This window comes from Acinetobacter sp. NIPH 2699 (assembly GCF_022549355.1).
In the GTDB taxonomy this organism is placed as follows: Bacteria; Pseudomonadota; Gammaproteobacteria; order Pseudomonadales; family Moraxellaceae; genus Acinetobacter.
On record NZ_JAKZGL010000003.1, the window covers coordinates 167,908 to 188,807 of the forward strand.

Here is a 20,900-nt window from a genome sequence, read left to right on the forward strand (position 1 = left end):
CATCTGAAATAGGATTCATTGTCATATCAGCGGTACAATTGGATTCTAAACACATCAGTCGAGTGTATAAAATGAAGGATTTAAATGACTTATATTTCTTTGTAAAGGTGATTGATTGTGGTGGTTTCTCTGCGGCCAGCCAAGAATTAATGGTAACAAAATCATTATTGAGCCGTCGTATTGCTGAATTGGAAGATCGGCTCAAGGTTAAACTCATTAATCGAACCACTCGACAAGTTTCGATTACTGAAGTCGGAAAAATATATTATCAGCATTGTAAAGCGATGTTGATTGAGGCTGAGGCAGCAGAGGAGGCGATTGAATTCTTAACTGCTGAACCGCGAGGATTGATCAAATTATCGTGTCCAACCAATTTATTGCATATCAATGTCAGTCAAATGTTGAATGAGTTTTTGCGGACATATCCCAAAATTAATTTGCATGTCGAAGCAACAAATCGCCGTGTTGATTTGATTCATGAACGCTTTGATTTAGCCATCCGTATTCGTCCTTTGCCTTTAGCTGATAGTGACTTGATTGTTCGAGATTTGGCATTGGCAAGACAGTTCATTGTGGCAAGTCCTGATTTACTCCATCAGTTTTATTCGATCATAGAACCACAGCAATTGGCAAAATTCCCAATTTTAATGATGGAATCTTTTGCACCAGAATACTATTGGTACTTATATTCAAATGAGCAGCAAGAGGCTCGTGTACAGTGTACTCCACGATTAACCACAACTGATCTTACGGCATTAAGAGAAGCAACCTTACAAGGTTTAGGTATTGCCAAATTACCTGAGTTGATGGTGGCAGAAGACATTAAACAAGGACGGCTGATTCATGTTTTACCCAACTGGCAGCCTAAACCTGAGTTGATCCATTTGGTCTATACCTCTAGACGAGGTTTGTTGCCATCAATGCGATTACTGATTGAATTTTTGGTGAAGAAATTTGCTGAACTCAAACATGATGCTTCAGTTTTATATTGAAATTCATTTATAAAGAATAACCACTATTGGTTTCTCCAAGTTGACGCAGCCCCTCGATTAAAGTGTCGATAAGCTTTTCCACCACCAAGCGTTGCCCTTTTCGAGATGCATACACTAGTTGAACCGTTCCTCGATTGGATTTCCATTCAGGTAGGATATGAATCAATTTGCCTTTCTCAATATCGGCTTGCACGGTTAAATAAGGCAGATCTGCGATCCCTAAGCCGTCGCTTACCGCATAATATACTCCCGCTAGATCATTACTTTTCACACGAGGTGAATAAGGCACATCAATCGTTTCATCACGATTCACGTTGCACAAATGCCAAATATATTGATTTTTTTGGATGCCTAAAGCGACACTAGGATAGTGTTGTAATTCTGAATAATGTTGGATGTGTTGCCCTTGTAATAATTCGGGAGCTGCAACCAAACAATGTTCAGTACGGATCACATCACGAACGATCAGGCTAGAATCTTGGGTGGGCTCAAAGTTGGTTCTGATCGCAATATCGACATCATCATGCAAAACATCCACACGGCGACTGGTCAGTTCTAAGGAGATTTCAACTTTGGGGTAGGTTTTTAAAAACTGATTTAGCAATTTTCGAATTTGGAAATGCATCATTAACGGCGGACAGCTAATTTTGACCAGTCCTTGAGGTTCACTTTTTTGTTTGAGTAATACATTTTCAGCACATTCAACTTGAGCAATCACCTTGCAACACTCTTCATAAAACTCTTGTCCGAGTTCGGTGACTTTAAAATGTCGTGTTGTTCTTTGAATGAGACTGACATTAAACTTGTTTTCTAGATCAATAATACGGCGACTCAGTTTAGATTTACTGATATTTTCTGCTTCACTGGCTGCACTGAAGCCACCATGTTTTACCACGAGATAGAAATAATGAAAGTCATCAAATGAGTTCATCAAAGCAAATGCAGCCCTAGATGTGTTGAAAGATTAGAATAGCATTAACTATTCTAATCTTGATGAGTGGATGTTTTATTTTTGTGAGGTATTTTGATTGTAACTATTGATCAGGTTACGATAATCAGGGATATGATTTGAGAACAATGCACCTAAGCCCTCAATATCATTGCGCCAGTCACGGTGTAATTCACACGCCATGCCAAACCAAGTCATCAGTTGGGCACCAGCGCTAGACATGCGATCCCAAGCAGCGTCGCGTGTTAAGGCATTAAATGTCCCTGATGCATCAGTAATCACAAACACTTCAAACTCTTCAGCAAGCGCAGATAAAGCAGGGAAAGAAACACATACTTCAGTGACCACACCCGCAATAATCAATTGCTTTTTACCTGTGGCTTTGACGGCTTTTACAAAGTCTTCATTGTCCCATGCATTAATTTGACCAGGACGCGCGATATAAGGTGCATCTGGGAATAGTTCTTTCAATTCCGGAACCAATGGACCATTTGGACCATCTTCAAAGCTTGTTGTTAAAATCGTAGGTAAATTAAAATACTTGGCAGCATCTGCCAGCGCCAATACATTATTTTTAAATTTATCTGGATCAATATCGCGGACCAATGAGAGTAAGCCAGTTTGGTGGTCAACCAATAGTACAGCGGCATTGTCTTTGTCTAGGCGAATATAGTCTTGACTCATCGTAGTATCCTCATGTTTTTGTAAAATGAATACGAGATTGGATGTGCTCTTTTTCGTATTGCTTAAAATGATGCTAGCTAAATTTGTAAGGTGAATGAAGTCTAGGAAATGAGATTAAGAATATCAAAAATAGGATGATTACTGATTCTAACGACTCAAGTGGTTTTTATTAATTGAATTGTCTCATATATAGAATAATGTGTTGTCAATCTATGGCTATAAGCCCTCCTCGCTGAAGCGTACAATCGATATTAATAACAGAACTTCTACGTTACAGGAGAAACCAAATGAAAAAAATTCTCGGTGTGTATCAAAACAAACAGATGCACTGGGTAGGCGATGGTTTTCCAGTCTATAACTTATTTTCCTATGATCGTTTAGGGCAAAGTATTAGTCCATTTTTACTTTTGGATTATGCTGCGCCTTATCGATTTGATCCAACCACAGCACAGCATGGTGTGGGCTCCCATCCACATCGCGGTTTTGAAACGGTCACCATCGCATACCAAGGTGAGGTGACACATAAAGATTCCAGTGGCGGTGGCGGTACCATCAAAGCAGGTGATGTGCAATGGATGACGGCAGGCGGTGGAATCCTGCATCAAGAGTTTCATTCACCTGAGTTCGCACAGCAGGGTGGTTTATTTGAAATGGTTCAACTTTGGGTGAATTTACCAGCGCATTCAAAAATGACGCCAGCCAAATACCAAGCGATTGAATCGGATCAAATTCAGCATATTGCGCTGGATGATGCGGGAAGTGAATTGCGCGTCATTGCTGGTCAATATCAGGATACAGCGGGTGCGGCAACGACTTTTAGCCCAGTCAATGTATGGGATGGAAGTATTGTTGAAGATCAATCACATACTTTTTATGTGACTGAAGGACATAGCACCTTATTTATCTTGCTTTCAGGACAAGTAACACTCAATGAAACTCAAACGATTGAAGCGCCAAGTCTGGTTGTTTTAAGCCGAGAGGAAATTGATTTCAATGTTAAGGCTCAGCAGAACAGCAAATTCCTGATTTTGACAGGTCAGCCACTGAATGAACCAATTGAAGGCTATGGCCCATTTGTCATGAATAACAAGGCAGAAATCATGGAAGCGATCAATGATTTCAATCATGGTAAATTTGGCGGGATAGTGCATTAATTCATATATTAATCAGCTGTATATATAAGAAAGCCCACAACTTCTTTCAAGTTGTGGGCTTTCGCTATAAGGGTTCTCTATTGATTTTTTTAATATTAGGTCACTTATAATTATTCAGCTTATTATGTGACTCAGTTCTCGTTGTTGTAATAACAGAATAGCGCGATTTTTGTACTTTGCAAAGCCTCTCAAGCACTAAAAATGAATAAATAAAGACTGATCTGTATTGTTTTGGCTATTTTTATGTAATAAGTTTAATAATTTCATGTATTTAGTGCTGTAATTTAAATTGTGATAAAGTGTAACAATAGATATTAACGACATTTCGACAAAACTCTGACTTTAATGCTGAATCTGGTATTTTTTAATACCGTGTTTAGGTTAAGGATCAGTCATAATCAATAAAAATCATCAACTGATGGGACATAATTTTGGATATTGCAATTATAGGCAGTGGAATGGCAGGGCTTGCTGCAGCCAGAATCCTACATGATGCAGGACATAAAGTAACGATATTCGAAGCACTTGCTGGTCGAGGCATGGATAGTCATAGTATTGATTTCGATGGGGGCATCATTGATGCACCTTTACGTGTGATGAACCCAAAGCTTTGGAAAAATACGCTGAGTTTAGCGAGCTACTTGGGGATTGAAACATTCCCAGTACGTACCTTTATGGCATGCAGTTGGTTATTTGAAGACAAAACTGAGACATGGTTGACCACATCGCGTAGCCGTATTGGTAACTTCCCGATTATTAATAACCGTAAAGGTATTCAGCAATATGGTTGGCGACTGGTTAAAGGCCTGTTGCAACTCAAAACTGCAGTAAATCAATTTTTTAAATCAGAAAATCAAGACATCACCTTAGCTGAGTTTATGAATCAATATCATATTGAGGAAGTATTTTGGCATGGTACGGTGATGCCTGTCCTGTATACGATTTGCACCTGTCACCCTAAAACCATTGGTGAATGGCCAGCTAAACCGTTGTTAGAGTTTATTCGCCAACTCACTGAAGGCGAAGCTTTGTTGCGGATGAAGGGCGGTACACCTGCTTTGGTCAGTCGCTTAATCGAAGGGATTGAAATTCATAGTGGTTCACCTGTACAAAAAGTAGAACAGCAGGGCGAACAAATTTTGGTGGAAAATGAGCAAGGCGAAAGACAGCTTTTTGATCGTGTGGTGATTGCAACACCGACTCCAGTCATTGAAAATTTCTTGCAACAACCACAATTTTCGGATGACATTGCCTTGCTACAGAAGTTCAGATTTGAACAAGGTGATTTAGTGATTCACACGGATCCAATTGTGATGCCACAGCGTCGTAAAGATTGGGCTGTATTAAGTTATATGATGGATCGTAAGTTTACTCGTCAGCAATTTACGGTCTGGATTAATGCGATTGAACCAACGTTGGTTGGTAAAAATGCAGTGTTCCAAACATGGTGTCCTGTGATTGATATTGATCCGAAGAAAATTATTTCGAAGGTAAAACTCACGCGTGCTGTGGTTGATTCGGAAACAGTGGCACTGAATAAACAGATTCAACAGCGTCATTTAGACATCAATCGTAAAGTCTTCTATTGTGGTTCATGGTCATGTGACGGTTTGCCAATCTTAGAATCAGCGGTCACTTCGGCAATGAAAATTGCTGAGATTATCGGTGCACCAGTTCCTTTTGTTGGACTTAAACCGAAAGTGACGGTAGCACCTGAACTCGGTTATTAACATGACCAGTTTCAAGCAAGTGCTGATTGAAAAAGTTCTAGGGCATAAGTATGCAATTGATGCAGAACGCCTTGGTGATGATTCATTGCTTGCTTGGAGTAATTTGGGATATTGGCAAGCACAGCAGCATGATTCACAGCAACATCACTATCGGCTTGCTTGCCAGAGTTTAGCCGATCAAGTGGCAAGTTCCGTTCAACTCAAACAATCAGATCGTGTCTTGGATCTGGGCTGTGGTCAGGGTGCAAGTTTATTGCACTGGTTGAATCAATATCAGATTGAGCAATTGAGTACAGTCGAATTACAGGCAGATTGTATCCAACGAATTCAAAAAAACTTGCCGCAGGTTGATGCCTATTGCCAATCTTTTTTGAATTTAAAACAACTTCATTTTTTAAATTCATTTGATGCTGTGATTTGTATTGATGCTGCTTATCACAGTGATTTGAATTCATTTCTCAATTCAACGGCTTCAGTTTTGAATTCAAAAGGTCGTTTGGCATTTCATTATTTGATGTGGTCAGATGCTTGGCAAAATTGTAGCTATCTACAAAAACAACAATATCGCTATCTATTAAAAAGTGCTGATGTGAAGTGGCAGCATTTGATGGATGAGCAGCGACTGGTAAAAACCTTAACACAACATGGTTTTGGCGATATTGTCATTCAGGACTTTTCAGCGCCTGTATTCAATGGTTTTGCCCAATATATCGAAACTGGTGGCATAGAGAAGAAGTCCTTTGATCTTGCTCAATTTAAAATAGGGATGACAGCGAAATTATGTCGCAAACTCTATCACGATGGTTTGGTGCGTTATATTCAGATCAGCGCTGTTAAACATGAGACCATAAAAAAGACTTAAACCCGATGAGTTTAAGCCTTTTTTGAATTTGATGGTGCCGGCACACGGATTCGAACTGTGGACCTACTGATTACAAGTCAGTTGCTCTACCAACTGAGCTATGCCGGCAACGTGGCGTGAATTTTACAGATTCTATCGAAAAAAACAAGCGAAAAAATGATCAAATGAATTAGTCCCGAATGTCTGTTGCCATTTCACGAGCTAAGGCGAGAAAGGCTTTCAAGCCAGCAGATTGATTACGTCGTCCAGAATAATATAAACAAAGACCAGAAACACAAGGCATCCAATCGTCCAATACAGAAATTAGTTGACCTGACTCAATCTCTGCACCAACATCCTGTTCCATAAAATAGCCTAGACCAACATGCTCTAATACAGCGACTCTGACTAAGCTTGCTTCATCAAGGGTAATCGGTCCTTGCACATCAATCTGCACGATTTCCCCCTCTTTTTCAAACTTCCAGCGAAATAATGCCCCATCGGGGAGACGTACTCGAATACATTGATGCTTGAAAAGATCTGTCGGTATTTTTGGCTTCCCATAACGCTCGAAATACTTAGGTGAACCTACAACAACATAGCGTTGAGCTTTGCCAAGAGAAACCGCAATCATGTCACTTGGCACAAGATGGGCAACACGAATGCCTAAATCAAAACCCGCAGCGATAATGTCAACCAGTTTACCCTCAGTCACCAAATCAATATTCATTTCTGGATAACGTCTAAGGAACTCAATAATCAAAGGGGATATAATTTCTCTCGCCGCAAACGCAGCCGCATTGATTCTTAATGTACCAGAGGGTGATTCTCTCTGCGAACGTACAATATCCAAAGCACTATGAATATCCTGAAGAGCGGGACCTACTTGTTCCACAAATAATCGCCCTGCCTCTGTCAATGAGACACTACGTGTTGTCCGATTAAACAGACGCACACCCAGATTTCCCTCTAGTTTGCCGATTGCATGACTTAAAGCCGTTGTAGACATCCCAAGTTCAATCGCAGCGCCACGAAAAGTTCCTCGTCTGGCGATTGCCATCACAGCTTTTAGATCATTTAAATTTGCTCTTTCCATTATCCTGATTTATTCAACTAAACATCCCATTTTATACGGATTGTCCAAACAATCGTCAAATTATAAACTTTAAATTATCAATTTGGACTATTCAAAAAGAGCGACTTATGAAAGATATACCCGAAGTGGTTAGTGCATATTTTGATGCAGATCAAGCGCACGATATAGAGGCTTTAAACCAGATTTTTTCTGATGTTGCCACTGTTGAAGATGAAAATATTCAGCACAACGGCATCGTGGAAATTCGTACATGGTGGTTCGCAGTAAAAGAAAAATACCAACATTTTCTTAAACCTCTTGAGGTGTCTAATACAGATCATATCAGCACGGTTTTAACACAAGTAAGCGGAAATTTTCCGAATAGCCCTGTGACACTTAAATTTCAGTTCACACTTGAGAATGGCAAAGTCGTTAAATTGAGGATTTACTAATGGAAAATTTCCTGACTTTAAAAGGAAAACGTGCCCTCATCACATCAGGTACAAAGGGTGCTGGCGCTGCCACAGTTCAATTATTCCATGAACTCGGTGCAACCGTACTGACCACTGCCCGTACCCAACCCGATCATTTGCCAAATGATATATTGTTTGTTGCGGCTGATCTGACGACTCGAGAAGGTTGTGACACCGTTGCCCACGCAGTACAAGAATTATTAGGTGGTGTTGACATCATTGTACACATGCTTGGTGGTTCATCTGCACCAGCAGGTGGATTTACAGCATTGACCGATGAAGACTGGTATACCGAGCTGCACCTCAATCTGATGCCTGCGATACGTCTGGATCGTCAATTAATCCCAGATATGATTCAGCAAGGTCAAGGGGTTGTCATCCACGTCACGTCAATACAACGCTCACTCCCGTTACCAGAAGCCACGACAGCTTATGCTGCTGCAAAAGCGGCACTGGCAACCTATAGCAAAAGTCTGTCAAAAGAAATATCCCCAAAAGGTGTTCGTGTCGTGCAAGTCTCGCCTGGATGGATTGAAACCAAGGCAGCAGTTGCGCTCGCAGAACGATTGGCTCTACAAGCGGGTACAGATTACGAAGGTGGTAAAAAGATGATTATGGATTCACTCGGAGGTATTCCGATTGGTCGACCATCCAAACCTGATGAAATCGCCAATCTCATTGCTTTTTTGGCATCCTCTCGTGCTGCTACGATTACAGGCACAGAATATGTGATTGATGGTGGGACGATTCCTACAATTTAATAGTAATATTGAATCATTCCATACTATATTTTCTCTTTATTGGAGCAATTTAGAATTAAACTAGATTGCTCAATATTTAAAAAATTGACTGAGAAAGTAAGAATAGAACATATAACTAAGATTGGATTTAAAATGGCGAATCTTATAGAGCATGAAAACAATAATGCCCACAAACATGCATTTGATGGAGCTCTGTTACAGTTCATTGCAGAATCAATCTCTCGGCACTTTCCATCCTTTCGTTCTCAAGAATTTCTAAAAATTGAATCTGCTCTTACAGCGATGGAAATGAAATCTAGGGTAAAGCTCATTCGAGATGCTTTGGCGAAAGAGTTACCTCAAGCGTATCCCCAAGCTCTTGAGATTCTGGTAGCCGTACTTCACGATGAAGAATTGAGAGGCTTTTCTGTATGGCCGATTGCCGAGTTTATCCAAACCTATGGTCTCCATCATCCAGATATTTCATTAGAAGCTTTAAAACTCGTCACGATGCGTTTTACATCCGAATGGGCTGTTCGACCATTCATTAAGAAGTACCCTGAAAAAACCATGGATTTCTTGCTGCAATGTACCCAAGATGAAAATGTGGATATTCGTCGATGGGCTTCTGAAGGAACACGTCCACGTATTCCTTGGGGCGAGCGTCTTCAGGTGTTTATTCAGAATCCCTCAGCGACCCATGATATTTTAGAGACCTTAAAGTTTGACCCTGAACTTTTTGTGAGGAAAAGTGTTGCCAATCATCTGAACGATATTGCTAAAGACCATCCTGAATATGTCATTACCGTATTAAAGCGTTGGCAAAGACAAGCTCAAGGTGAGAATCAGAAAAAGATCGACTGGATCATTAGACAAGCGCTTCGAACATTGATTAAAAATGGCAACCCTGACGCTTTAGCACTGATTGGCGTGAAGTATGGTGCCTCTATAAAAATTGAACATTTTGCAATCAAACAGGAACAGATTAAACTCGGTGAAAATCTTGAGTTTGCAGTTCAGGTTCAATCAACAAGCGACCAACCACAAAAAATTGTGATTGATTACATCATGCATTTTATGAAATTAAATCAAAAGACGGCTCCCAAAGTATTTAAACTTCGTTTCTTTGAGCTTCCAGCACATGGGATCGTTGCAATTGCAAAAGCACATCCGATCAAGAAAATCACGACACGGCAATACTATTCAGGGATGCAGAGAATTGAAATTCAGATCAATGGTGAAGTTTTGGCAAGTAAAGATTGGTCTCTAAAACTGATGGATGATTAATCTGACGTATTAAAATAGTCAACAATTCAAACCAATATTCCAATAAAGCCACATTTTCGGATATGGCTTTTTAAGCTCTTAAATGGATTAACATTCACCTCTTAAGTATTCAATCTGAGAGATCGTCGCTTTGGTTAATTTGGATGTTGCTATAAAAGGTAAAGACATCCCATTAATATCCAGTTGGGGAGCTTGTCCATCAGGGGTGCACAATAAGGCTTTTACGTTTTCTAGCTGTATTTTGATCATAGGTCATATTGACATCAAATAGCGCCATGTTGAGCAAGTGAATAAATACTTGATTGCGGATTTGGCAATGAAAGTTTAAGTCACTTCTATAATGGCTTTACGATCTTCTATTTATTCCATCGTAAGACTTAAATATTTTCTTTTCAGTTCAAGCAAAACTTTATACGGTAATGGATACTACTTGATGGTGACACAAATCGTCACAAATAGACGAAACCGTCTGGGCACAAGCGTCTTTTTTTCTGTAAAATGCGTTTAAGTTTAAGAAAACTCAATAAGAAGCAATGTTCAAGACTATATATTCGGCATTAGAACAACTTGGTTTAACTGCACAAAAACGTGCAATTCATATTCAATTTTCAAATCCTGCTTTAGCCAATCAGGTATTTCTGCAACGTATTGATGGTACACATTGCCTCAATGATGGCGTTACTGCCGAGCTTATATGCTTATCAACGAACGCGACGATCCCCTTAAAACAATTCATAGGTAGTCAGGTTGCAATTGATCAAGTCACTGACATAGGCACACTATTTAGAACCACAGGGATTATTACCGAAGTTGTACAAGGGCAAAGTGACGGCTCATTGACCCTATATAAGCTCAAACTCCAAGACCCGACTGCACTGTGGCACAAACGTAGAAACAGCCGCGTGTTTATGAATAAAACCGTGCTGGATATTGTTCAAACAATTTTTAAAGAATGGCAACAACGTAGTCCACTGTTTGCATCCAGTCTCAGCCTTGATTTAAGCAGCGTGACTCAAGATTACGATATCCGTCCATTTGTGATGCAAGCCAATGAAAGTGACTACGACTTTATTACCCGATTGTTGAGAAGTGAAGGGATCAATTGGCTGATTGACGAAGCCCAACTCACCGTTGCAAACAGTAATGCTCCAATCCAAGCCCAAAAACTGCGTTTGATTGACGATAATAACCAATACCAAGCCCTCAATCGAAGAACAATTCGCTACCACCGCAGCAGTGCCATCGAACAATACGACAGCATGACCAGTCTGATTGCGGAACGCAGTCTACAACCGACAGCCGTGCATATCCAACGTTGGCAAGCAGATGTTTTAGAACAAGAAGATGGTGCTGGCAGCGTACAAAGCAAACATCAGCATAGTCAACAACATGACAATGCCAGTCTAGGACTCGAAGATGCATGGCACTTCACCCCAGCATGGATGCAAGATTTGAATGGCGAAGATGGCGCAACCGCATCTGGCAACCGCCAAATTGAAAAACTCACTCAAAACCTCAGTCACTACCATGATGCCCAAGCCAAACACTTTATTGCCAACACCACTGTACGAGACACGCAAGTCGGCTATTGGTTTAAGCTGACTGAACACTCTGAAATTGACCAACACAAAGGATCAGACCAAGAATTTTTGATCATCGCTAAAAGCTACTACAACCAAAACAACCTACCCAAAGATTTAAATGAGCAAATCAGTCAATTAGTTGAACAAAGCCAATGGCAGTATTCTAACAATAGCGAAGAACGCCAAGCCAACCAACTGACCCTGCAACGTCGTAACATCAAAACTGTACCTGAATACCAACCACTACAACACCGCCCAGCAGCCCAGCCACAACGCGCCAAAGTGGTCGGGCCAGCAGGTGAAGAAATCCATGTCGATGAATGGGGCAGAATCAAAGTTCGATTCCTGTTTACCCGAAACGATGACCATAGCCACGATGGTGGTGCAGGCAGTAATGACAACGACACCGATTCAGCATGGGTGGATGTACTGACCCCTTGGGCAGGCGAAGGCTATGGCGCACGCTTTCTACCGAGAATCGGTGAAATCGTAGTGATTGACTTCTTTGACGGCAACATTGACCGCCCTTATGTCACAGGACGATTGCACGAAGCACAACGCAGCCCAACTAAATTCGACAATGCAGGACAATTGCCTGACACCAAAAAACTAGCAGGTATTAAAAGTAAAGAATATCAAGGCACAGGTTATAACCAACTACGCTTTGACGACACCACTGGACAGATCAGCGCACAACTACAAAGCAGCCATGCAGCGAGCCAACTCAATCTTGGCAAACTCAGCCATCCCAAAGCAGAAGCAGAAAGTGAAGACCGAGGAGAAGGCTTTGAACTACGGACGGATCAATGGGGAGCAGTCCGAGCAGGAGAAGGCTTACTGATCACGACCCATGCTCAAGCACAAGCTGAGGGTGATCATCTCGAAGCGCAAACTGCCAAACAACAACTGGAAGGCAACCACGGTAATGCCAAAGCTCTGAGTGAAGTGGCTAAGAATCAACAGACGGATGAGCTGGAAGCCTTAGAACAATTACAGGCATTCGCCGAAAAAATTCAAGATAAGATCGCTAAATTTAATGAAGCCATCTTATTACTTAGCTCACCAAATGGTATTGGACTGAGCACCGCAGAAGACATTCATTTATCAGCAGATGGACAACTGAATCAATTTGCAGGGGATAGCATCAACCTGACCACACAGAAGAACCTAATTGCTCAAGCCAGTCAAAAGATCAGTCTATTTGCAGCACAAGGTGGGATTAAACAAGTCGCGGCAAAAGGTAAGTTTGAGATACAGGCACAGTCGGATGGTTTAGAGATATTGGCAAAGGCCAATATTCAGATTATCTCTACAGAGGATGCGATCTATATCACCAGTCCAAAAGAAATCGTGATTACGGCAGATAGCTCGCAGCTCAAGCTCAATAGTTCTGGCATATTCCCAACCACAGGTGGCAAGTTCGAGGTCAAAGCAGGACAGCATTTGTTTAACGGGGGAGCTACTGTTGAAGTCGCAGAGCGGAAATTTAATAGTTCTCCTTGTTATTTAACATATCAGGTGACAGATAGTGCAGGTCAGCCTTTGAAGAATAAAAACTATGTCATGTATTTAGCTGATGGAACGATTAAGCACGGTAAAACCAATGCCAAAGGTGAAACTGAAAAAGTTGAAACAGCAGGTCCTCAGAAAGTCAATGTGTTGATTGAAGATGATGATCACAAGGGTTATCAAATCAGTCAGTTAAGCTAATTTTGAGAGAATAAAATGACAAATAAGGCACAATACAAATTTAAATTAATGCTTGGTACTACGGGTAATAGACCACTGGCGAATGTTGGATATGCCATATTGGCGAATGGTAAGATTTTAGCGAAAGGAAAAACGACAGGTACTGGAGAAACCGATGTATTTGAGGTTGTCGGCTTAGCTTCTGTAAAAGTTGAAATCTTTAATCCTAGATTGAACCAAGGCAAAGGGGGGTATATTATCCCAGACTTGCACGGTAAAAATGCCTCAGCAATTTTGTTAAATAATAGAGTGTTGGACCAAATTAGTCAGGTTCAGAATAAATCATTAAAAATGAGTGATGTATTCAATAATAAGACATCAAATACAACACAACCGCCTTTGATGATCAAACCAGAGCCACAAACAATCCCTTTGAGATTAAAGTCATATATTATTGTAGAACTTAGAGACCATTTAAAAAGAGCATTTAAGACACGTTTAAATTACGATGTATTAGATGAAAGTGGCAAGATTATCACGATTGATAATAAGGAACTCAAAGGGTTAAGGACAACCAGAGCCGGGTTAACGCAACAGCATTTTGTTGAACATGCGGTGAAGTTGAGATTCTATGGAGGTGATTTAGGAAGTGTTAAAGTTTCTACGGAACAAGTCTCTCCATTTTTTGCACATCAGGATATTTTAAGAACACTAGATGTCAAAACTGCTCCAGCAATCACAGTGCCGAATGTAAAAAACACGACTTTATTAGCTGGTAAAAAGAATATTCCAATCATCGTTGACCCTAAAACCAATGAAATTTATGTACTGAGTCCACAGGATTTTAAAGATTTCTTAGAAATTTCTGGAAGCTTAACCAGTGCAATGAAAAATGTGCATGAGCGACGTGAGAAAGTAAATACGTTAATGGCATTGGAAGCTAAAACGCCTGCACAGATTCGAGAAGCTGAAAAGAATCTTGGACTTGCTCAAGATGATGCAATTAAAGCATTGAATCAACGATTTAAAAATCAGGCGGATATTCGTGAGGTGGTTGCGTTCGAGATGTTTACCACAGCGGATGGTAAACAAAAGTTAAATGCTGTTCGAAAATATACCAGTGATAGTCAGCATGTCAAAAATAAAAACAACCGTTTAAACAAGTTTGAATATAAATTGAACTACCAAGTGCCATGGAAAAATGCATCTGATACAGCAAAAACAGATCATAAAGATGGGACATTGATGACAATTGATGGTAAAAAATTTAAGGAAAATCTAGTCAAAACCATTAAAGATATCAATGTTGAACTGGTAAAAGTTAAAGGTGGGTCATCGGTCACTTATGTTCCTGATCCGAATATCTTTGGCATCACTGCCACAGAATTAGTGGAAAGCTATCAAACCAGTGAATCTTCTACAGTGGATGTACAAGCACAATGGTTACGGTTGATTGCAGGCACAGGTTATGACGGTACGGTAAAGTGGGGTACTCAGGGATTTCAGGCGAAAGGCTCGGCGTACGCTCAGGCGAAAATGGTCTTGCTTGAAGGCAAGAAAAAGTGGTTATGGGCATATCCAAGTTTGAAAGGTTGGATTATGGAGGCGGATGGCGTTCCGATGGGGGCAATCCGTTTTATTTGTGGTGCTGAAATTTACGGTTTTTCTGGGGCGATATTTGCTGCATCATCTGCTTTTGCTGTGACTGTCAGTAATGATGGCAGCAAACAGATGTTGACCAGTATCGCTAAAGACCCTAAAGAAACACTCTCGACACGATTGAACTCAGCAGGTCGTAGTGTACTGGCCATCAAAAAAGGGCAGATGGATGACAAAGTGTCGCCTGATAACCAATTTAATGCGGGAATCAATGCCTTTGCAGGGATGCAGGCAAGTATTAGTCCGTTTGGAGGACTCCAATGGCTTGATCCCGAAAACTCAAAAGATTTTAGTGATCTTGCAAAAATATCACCAACACTGGGTTTAAGTGCTGGTATTGGAGGAAGTGCTGATTTTCAACTGTATTATGATCGAGGTGCATTCCGCTTTAAAGCCAGTATTGCCGCCTGTTATGGCGTCGGAGGAAAAGGGGCTTTAGAGTTTGTTGTTGATTTTAAAAATATTTATCAGTTGATGCGCTTTGTTGCGTACCAACTCACCTATGTGACCTTTAAAAAACTGGTGTACATGTTACATGCTGACTTTATTTTATTGCATAAAATCAGCATGATGTTGCCTTTTGAGGAGGATAGTTCATTTGTTCAAAGTATTTCGGCAATCAATAGAAAGTTTGTAGTTTTTACACAAAAATTAAAAATAGCAGAACAACGTATTGCCATGTGTCGGAAAATCAACGAAAAGGGACAATGGCTTAAATATTTAAGCCCAGAGAGTCGTGGTTGCTTCCTCTATCATATTACCCGACATGGTCTCTTGACCCGTTGGCATGATCCAACTGAATCTGAAGGTTGGAGAATTATTGGAACTGATAAAGAATATGATTTTCCTGAACATAAAGAGGCGGTATTAAATTTATTTAAAAGTGTCACGGTAGTGAATCACTGGACCAATACCTTGCAACATATGAGCCCTGATGGTGAGCGATCGGCAAAGAGTATTTCTGAAAATGAAAGTGAATTACTGGATTTTTTAAATTTAGGTCGTCGTATACAGGGGATATTACCACTTGCTGATCTAAAGAAAATCAAAGAACGAATTAACCAAGATCATAACTTCCCTGAAAATTATAGCTCAGGCAATAAATATATTGATGAATATCTGAAAATACGTGGACAGCGAATCTTGGCTTATCCAAAAGATTATAAGATTGCTAACTTTGGTACGCAGGAGTTTAAACAAATACAATTAGCGCAGCATTTAGAAAAGCCTGAGATATTTATAGCACAAGCGCCACAGCCAATCGAAGAGCTTGATATATCAAGATATACCGAAACAGACACTAAAACATGGATAGCATAAGTGCTATCCATGTCAAGCTGGGTTATTTATTTGGGTAAAAATGGTTGTTGAGAATTTGAAGCACAGCGGACAGTTGTTGCATCATTAGGATTAAGATAGTTTATATCGGCATCATTTATTTGTGGTTCAGGATTCTCACCACCTCGATAAATTGTGGTGACACTCCCACCAATTTGTAAACTTTGGGCAGCACCAACTTGATATGTACTGCGGATTGATTTTAGTGTTCCTGTTGCAGGACCTTGTGGATTCTGTTCAGGTGAGTTTTTATAATAGTTTGGATCAAACCAATCGGACATCCATTCATACCCATCAGTCGCTAGATCATAAAAACCCAGTGGAGTTGGAGGAAACTTTCCTAAAATAGGAATTGGCATATCTATGCCAACAGATTTTTTAACTTCACTTCGTTGTTCATCGCTCCAAACATTGCGTCCTAGTTCATATTCACCATTATCAGTTGGATAAATAATGTACTCTCCACGATTGCGTGCTGCATATTCCCATTGCGCTTCGGTCGGGAGGTTCATCGGGATTCCCACTTTTTCACCTAACCATTGACAATAATTATGGGCTTGTTGCCAACTGACACCAGCAGGTGCGTTAGGTTGGCGGAAAAACCTGGAGACTTCCTGAGTGCTGATTTTAGGTTGTCCAGTCGCTTCAGTATAAAGATCAAAGTCATCAAAGGTGGTTTTATAGGCATTTAGGCTAAAATTGTCGAGTGTGACTTTATGTACTGGCATCGCTGCATAGAGCCCTGTGATGGGTAATTTATCCTTACGGGTGATTGGGCCAAAGTCTCCCATCATAAAAGAACCGCCTTCGACAAAGATCATATTCTTTTTAGTTTTATCTACTAACTGTTGAATCTTTTGCTGTAATTCTGGGGAAGGCTGCGTATTTTTATTATTTTTCTCTGAAGGTTTAGCACAGGCAGTTAAGGCAATACTGGACAGTAAAATGATTGCAAGGTTTTGTTTAATCATCTTTTTTAAAATCATTAGGTTGCAAATATTGCTCAAATTTTAAGGGAGTTTAGGGGGATTGAAAAGAAACGTTGTGTTAACGATTTATTATAAGATGAGCGTCCCAGCTAATATTTAAAAAAACCTAAGATACTTATAGCACAAGCGCCACAGCCAATCGAAGAGCTTGATATAACACAATATACCGAAATTGATGCTAAAACATGGATTGCCTAATGGCTATCCACGTTTTAGTGAGGGGGATTCATTTTTTATTGATAAATGGTTGTTGGTGGTTGGATGCACAACGTGCTGAAGTTGAGCCATTTATATTGATATATTGATGATTCTCTTGATCGTCTTTATCAAATTGTGGATTAGGTTCTTTACCACCTCGGTAGATTGTGGTGACACTTCCACCGATTTGCAGACTTTGGGCAGCACCAACTTGGAAGGTACTGCGAATAGATTTTAATGTGCTTGTTGCAGGGCCCTGTGGGTTATGTTCAGGTGAGTTTTTATAATAGTTTGGATCAAACCAGTCAGACATCCATTCATAGCCATCAGTTGCCAGATCATAGAATCCTAATGGTGTTGGAGGGAATTTACCTAGAACTGGGATTTTCATTCCATCAGCCTCTGGAACAGATTTACTAAATTCACGTCTTTGCTCATCACTCCAAACATTACGTCCTAGTTCGTACTCTCCATTATCAGTTGGGTAAATAATGTATTCACCACGATTCCGTGCTGCATATTCCCATTGTGCTTCGGTCGGAAGGTTCATCGGAATCCCCACTTGTTCACCTAACCATTGACAATAATCATGAGATTGTTGCCAACTGATCCCAGCCGGTGCATTAGGAACACGCTTAATTTTAGAGATTTCTTGCATCCCGACTTTGGGTTGTCCTGTTGCTTCAGTATAAAGATCAAAGTCATCAAAGGTGGTTTTATAGGCATTTAGGCTAAAACTATCGAGTGTGACTTTATGTACTGGCATCGCTGCATAGAGTCCTGTGATCGGTAATTTATCCTTACGGGTGATTGGACCAAAATCTCCCATCATAAAAGAACCACCTTCGACAAAGATCATATTCTTTTTGGTTTTTTCGACCAGTTGTTGAATTTTTTGCTGTAATTCAGGAGAAGGCTGCGTATTTTTGTTATTTTTCTCTGAAGGTTTAGCACAGGCAGTTAAGGCAATACTAGACAGTAAAATGATTGCAAGGTTTTGTTTAATCATCTTTTTTAAAAATCATTAGGTTGTAGATATTATCCAAATTTTAAGGCAGTTTGTGGATATTGGAAAGGAATGATGCGTCATCTAATGTAGGTGCTTCTGAATCAATCGCTAAAGCATTGCAACGTTTCCCTTAGAAACTAAGGGATAATTTATTATACCCCCAGTTATACCCCCAACTATCTCAGGATTCAATAGGGTCAATTGGAAAACATAAGGCAATAAAAAAAGCTTAAACCCTTTGGATTTAAGCCTTTAGAACTCTATGAAATATCATAGAAAGTAATCTTGGCGGTGAGAGAGGGATTCGAACCCTCGATACGCGCAAACGTATACACACTTTCCAGGCGTGCTCCTTAAGCCACTCGGACACCTCACCAAGGTGTGCGATAGTAACCAAAAAAGAACAAGCTGCCAAGCTACAAAATCATAGATTTGCAGAAAAAGTTTTTAGCCAGTGGTAATATGGCGCAATCTCAAATTTGATTTGATTGAAGTATATGCAAAGTTCTGCAAAAAAAGCCGCATTGCCAGTGATGACATTGGCAGCCTTAGGGGTGGTCTTTGGGGACATTGGTACGAGTCCGCTATATGCGATACGAGAGTGTTTCAATACAGGGCATATGGCGATCAATGAAGCATCGGTATTGGGGATTTTATCCCTGATTTTTTGGTGTATGAACTTAACCATTAGCTTTAAATATGTTTCAGTGATCATGCGCGCGGATAACAATGGTGAAGGTGGAATTATATCTTTGCTGGCGTTGAACCTCCGTTCTAAAGTATTTTCAGATAAGAATAAGATTTACCTGATCGCACTTGGTTTTATCGGTGCATCATTATTCTTTGGTGATGGCATTATTACGCCTGCGATTTCAGTGCTGTCTGCGATTGAGGGGCTGAGTATTGTGACGCCTGCTTTTAATCAGTGGTTGGTTCCGATTGCTTTAGGGATTTTAACAGGACTCTTCCTTGTACAACGACATGGCACGGCCACGATGGGGAGACTGTTTGGGCCAGTGACGTTGTTGTGGTTTCTTTCCATTGGCTTGATTGGCCTGTGGAGTATTATTCAAACGCCTTATGTGCTGATGATGGTGAATCCATATTGGGCATTCAACTTTGTCTATGAGCAGCCAGCGATCGCTTTTATTACCATGGGCGCAGTGATCTTGACCATGACTGGAGGCGAAGCGTTATATGCCGATATGGGGCATTTTGGTCGTATGCCGATCAAATTGGCTTGGTTTATTATCGTGCTCCCTTGTTTGTTGTTGAACTATGCAGGTCAGGGGGCATTATTGCTTCGCAGTCCACAAGCGATCGAAAATCCATTCTATCTATTAGTGCCTGATTGGGCGTTATTTCCCATGATTGGTCTGGCAACGGCTGCTGCGGTGATTGCTTCTCAAGCTGTGATTACAGGGGTATTTTCGGTTGCCAATCAAGCGATGCAGCTACGTTATTTACCACGTTTAACCGTGCACCATACTTCTGATGTAGAACAAGGTCAGATTTATCTCCCTTTTATCAATTGGGTACTCTTTGTCTCGGTCGTGATTTTGATCTTATTGTTTGAAACTAGTACAGAGCTAGCCAGTGCTTATGGGGTGGCAGTGACCATGACCATGTTGTGTGGCACCATTCTTGTTTCGACTTTGGCCTATGGAGTATGGCGCTGGTCTTGGTGGAAAGTTGCTTTGCTTGCGATTCCTTTTTTACTGCTGGATTTAGTCTTTGTTGCCTCTACCTCATTAAAGATATTAGCGGGCGGTTGGGTGCCGATTTTAATTGGTGCGGTGGTGTATACCATTTTGATGACATGGAAACGTGGACGTGAGATTGTGTATAAACGTATGGAAACGGATGCGTTATCACTGGACTTATTTATTAAAAGTATCGGTATGAGCAAAGAAACCAAGTTTGTTCCAGGGGAAGCAATCTTTTTAACAGGGACTCCAAATATTGTTCCTCATGCAATGCTGCATAACATTAAACATAATAAGGTCTTACATGAGCGCAATGTGATCGTCACGGTATATACCGAAGACATTCCATACGTAGCGACAGAGGATCGTGTGAAAGTAGAAAAACTGGACGATCATTTTTATCGCATCTATATCTATTATGGATTTAAAGATCAGCCCAATGTGCCAGATGCTTTGCAACAGGCTTATCAGGAGCTTGGGTTTGAATTCGATATGATGCAAATGAGCTTCTTTATTTCTCGTGAGCGTATTGTGCATACCGTTGGGGATGGCATGTCGCCTTGGCGTGAAAAACTGTTTATCTCGATGCAGCGCAACACCAGTCCTGTCAGTGACTTCTATCAAATCCCAACCAATCGTGTGGTGGAGCTGGGTAGTCAGATCGAAATTTAGTGATGGATTGAAATGGAAATGGCACCATCGCGTGCCATTTTTTTATGGTTTGATGATCAAGTGAACAGTTTGGCGACATAATGTGTCGTTCTTGCTCACTTGTGAATATACAGTCTGTGTTGGACTTGTTAA

The 20,900-nt window shown here is 40.6% G+C and carries 15 protein-coding genes and 2 tRNA genes; 10 read left to right on the top strand and 7 right to left on the bottom strand.

Annotation, left to right across the window (positions count from 1 at the left end; all coding sequences use genetic code 11):
• The first annotated feature begins 71 nt into the window (after window positions 1–71).
• Window positions 72–992: a LysR substrate-binding domain-containing protein gene (locus MMP72_RS04310; protein WP_241314884.1), complete on the top strand. Its 921-nt coding sequence runs from the start codon at window positions 72–74 to the stop codon at window positions 990–992.
• Window positions 993–999: 7 nt separating this feature from the next.
• Here the strand turns inward: MMP72_RS04310 and MMP72_RS04315 are convergent, their stop codons facing one another.
• Window positions 1,000–1,923, bottom strand: coding sequence for a LysR substrate-binding domain-containing protein (locus tag MMP72_RS04315; protein WP_241314886.1), 924 nt, complete (start codon window positions 1,921–1,923; stop codon window positions 1,000–1,002).
• Between the two features lie 75 nt (window positions 1,924–1,998).
• Window positions 1,999–2,625, bottom strand: a complete 627-nt coding sequence (gene ycaC, locus MMP72_RS04320) for an isochorismate family cysteine hydrolase YcaC (RefSeq protein ID WP_241314888.1) — start codon at window positions 2,623–2,625, stop codon at window positions 1,999–2,001.
• 287 nt (window positions 2,626–2,912) lie between these two features.
• Between ycaC and MMP72_RS04325 the strand changes: the two genes are divergently transcribed.
• The 3 genes from MMP72_RS04325 (at window position 2,913) to MMP72_RS04335 (ending at window position 6,371) form a co-directional block, all read left to right on the top strand.
• Entirely contained in the window at window positions 2,913–3,779 is an 867-nt protein-coding gene (locus MMP72_RS04325) for a pirin family protein (protein ID WP_241314890.1), read from the top strand.
• A 431-nt stretch (window positions 3,780–4,210) separates the two neighbouring features.
• A complete protein-coding gene (locus tag MMP72_RS04330) occupies window positions 4,211–5,509 on the top strand; it encodes an FAD-dependent oxidoreductase (RefSeq protein ID WP_241314892.1) in 1,299 nt (432 codons plus the stop codon).
• Between the two features lies 1 nt (window position 5,510).
• Window positions 5,511–6,371 (top strand): class I SAM-dependent methyltransferase, encoded by an 861-nt coding sequence (locus MMP72_RS04335; protein ID WP_241314894.1) that lies wholly within the window; start codon window positions 5,511–5,513, stop codon window positions 6,369–6,371.
• Between the two features lie 32 nt (window positions 6,372–6,403).
• Here the strand turns inward: MMP72_RS04335 and MMP72_RS04340 are convergent.
• Window positions 6,404–6,479 (bottom strand) — tRNA-Thr (locus MMP72_RS04340).
• 61 nt (window positions 6,480–6,540) lie between these two features.
• A complete protein-coding gene (locus MMP72_RS04345; protein WP_241314896.1) occupies window positions 6,541–7,446 on the bottom strand; it encodes a LysR family transcriptional regulator in 906 nt (301 codons plus the stop codon).
• A 107-nt stretch (window positions 7,447–7,553) separates the two neighbouring features.
• Here MMP72_RS04345 and MMP72_RS04350 point away from each other — a divergent pair, with 107 nt between their 5' ends.
• The 5 genes from MMP72_RS04350 to MMP72_RS04370 all read left to right on the top strand — a co-directional run bounded on the left by MMP72_RS04350 (window position 7,554) and on the right by MMP72_RS04370 (window position 16,176).
• A complete protein-coding gene (locus MMP72_RS04350; protein WP_241314897.1) occupies window positions 7,554–7,877 on the top strand; it encodes a nuclear transport factor 2 family protein in 324 nt (107 codons plus the stop codon).
• The gene (locus MMP72_RS04355) at window positions 7,877–8,659 is read left to right on the top strand and encodes an SDR family oxidoreductase (protein ID WP_241314898.1); all 783 of its coding nucleotides are present in this window, start codon (window positions 7,877–7,879) and stop codon (window positions 8,657–8,659) included. The genes MMP72_RS04350 and MMP72_RS04355 overlap by 1 nt, the downstream gene beginning before the upstream one ends.
• Window positions 8,660–8,791: 132 nt before the next feature.
• Window positions 8,792–9,925, top strand: coding sequence for a hypothetical protein (locus tag MMP72_RS04360; protein ID WP_241314900.1), 1,134 nt, complete (start codon window positions 8,792–8,794; stop codon window positions 9,923–9,925).
• Window positions 9,926–10,458: 533 nt separating this feature from the next.
• Window positions 10,459–13,218, top strand: coding sequence for a type VI secretion system Vgr family protein (locus tag MMP72_RS04365; protein WP_241314903.1), 2,760 nt, complete (start codon window positions 10,459–10,461; stop codon window positions 13,216–13,218).
• A gap of 15 nt (window positions 13,219–13,233) precedes the next feature.
• Window positions 13,234–16,176 carry a hypothetical protein gene (locus MMP72_RS04370; protein ID WP_241314905.1) on the top strand — a complete coding sequence of 981 codons (2,943 nt, stop codon included), beginning with the start codon at window positions 13,234–13,236 and terminating at the stop codon, window positions 16,174–16,176.
• A gap of 26 nt (window positions 16,177–16,202) precedes the next feature.
• Here MMP72_RS04370 and MMP72_RS04375 read toward each other — a convergent pair whose 3' ends face one another.
• From MMP72_RS04375 to MMP72_RS04385, 3 genes are all read right to left on the bottom strand, one after another.
• Window positions 16,203–17,180, bottom strand: coding sequence for an SUMF1/EgtB/PvdO family nonheme iron enzyme (locus MMP72_RS04375; RefSeq protein WP_241314908.1), 978 nt, complete (start codon window positions 17,178–17,180; stop codon window positions 16,203–16,205).
• A gap of 229 nt (window positions 17,181–17,409) precedes the next feature.
• Window positions 17,410–18,390: an SUMF1/EgtB/PvdO family nonheme iron enzyme gene (locus tag MMP72_RS04380; RefSeq protein WP_241314909.1), complete on the bottom strand. Its 981-nt coding sequence runs from the start codon at window positions 18,388–18,390 to the stop codon at window positions 17,410–17,412.
• A 286-nt stretch (window positions 18,391–18,676) separates the two neighbouring features.
• Window positions 18,677–18,766: transfer RNA gene (locus MMP72_RS04385), tRNA-Ser, on the bottom strand.
• A gap of 121 nt (window positions 18,767–18,887) precedes the next feature.
• Here MMP72_RS04385 and MMP72_RS04390 point away from each other — a divergent pair.
• A complete protein-coding gene (locus tag MMP72_RS04390) occupies window positions 18,888–20,768 on the top strand; it encodes a potassium transporter Kup (protein WP_241314911.1) in 1,881 nt (626 codons plus the stop codon).
• The last annotated feature ends 132 nt before the right edge of the window (window positions 20,769–20,900 follow it).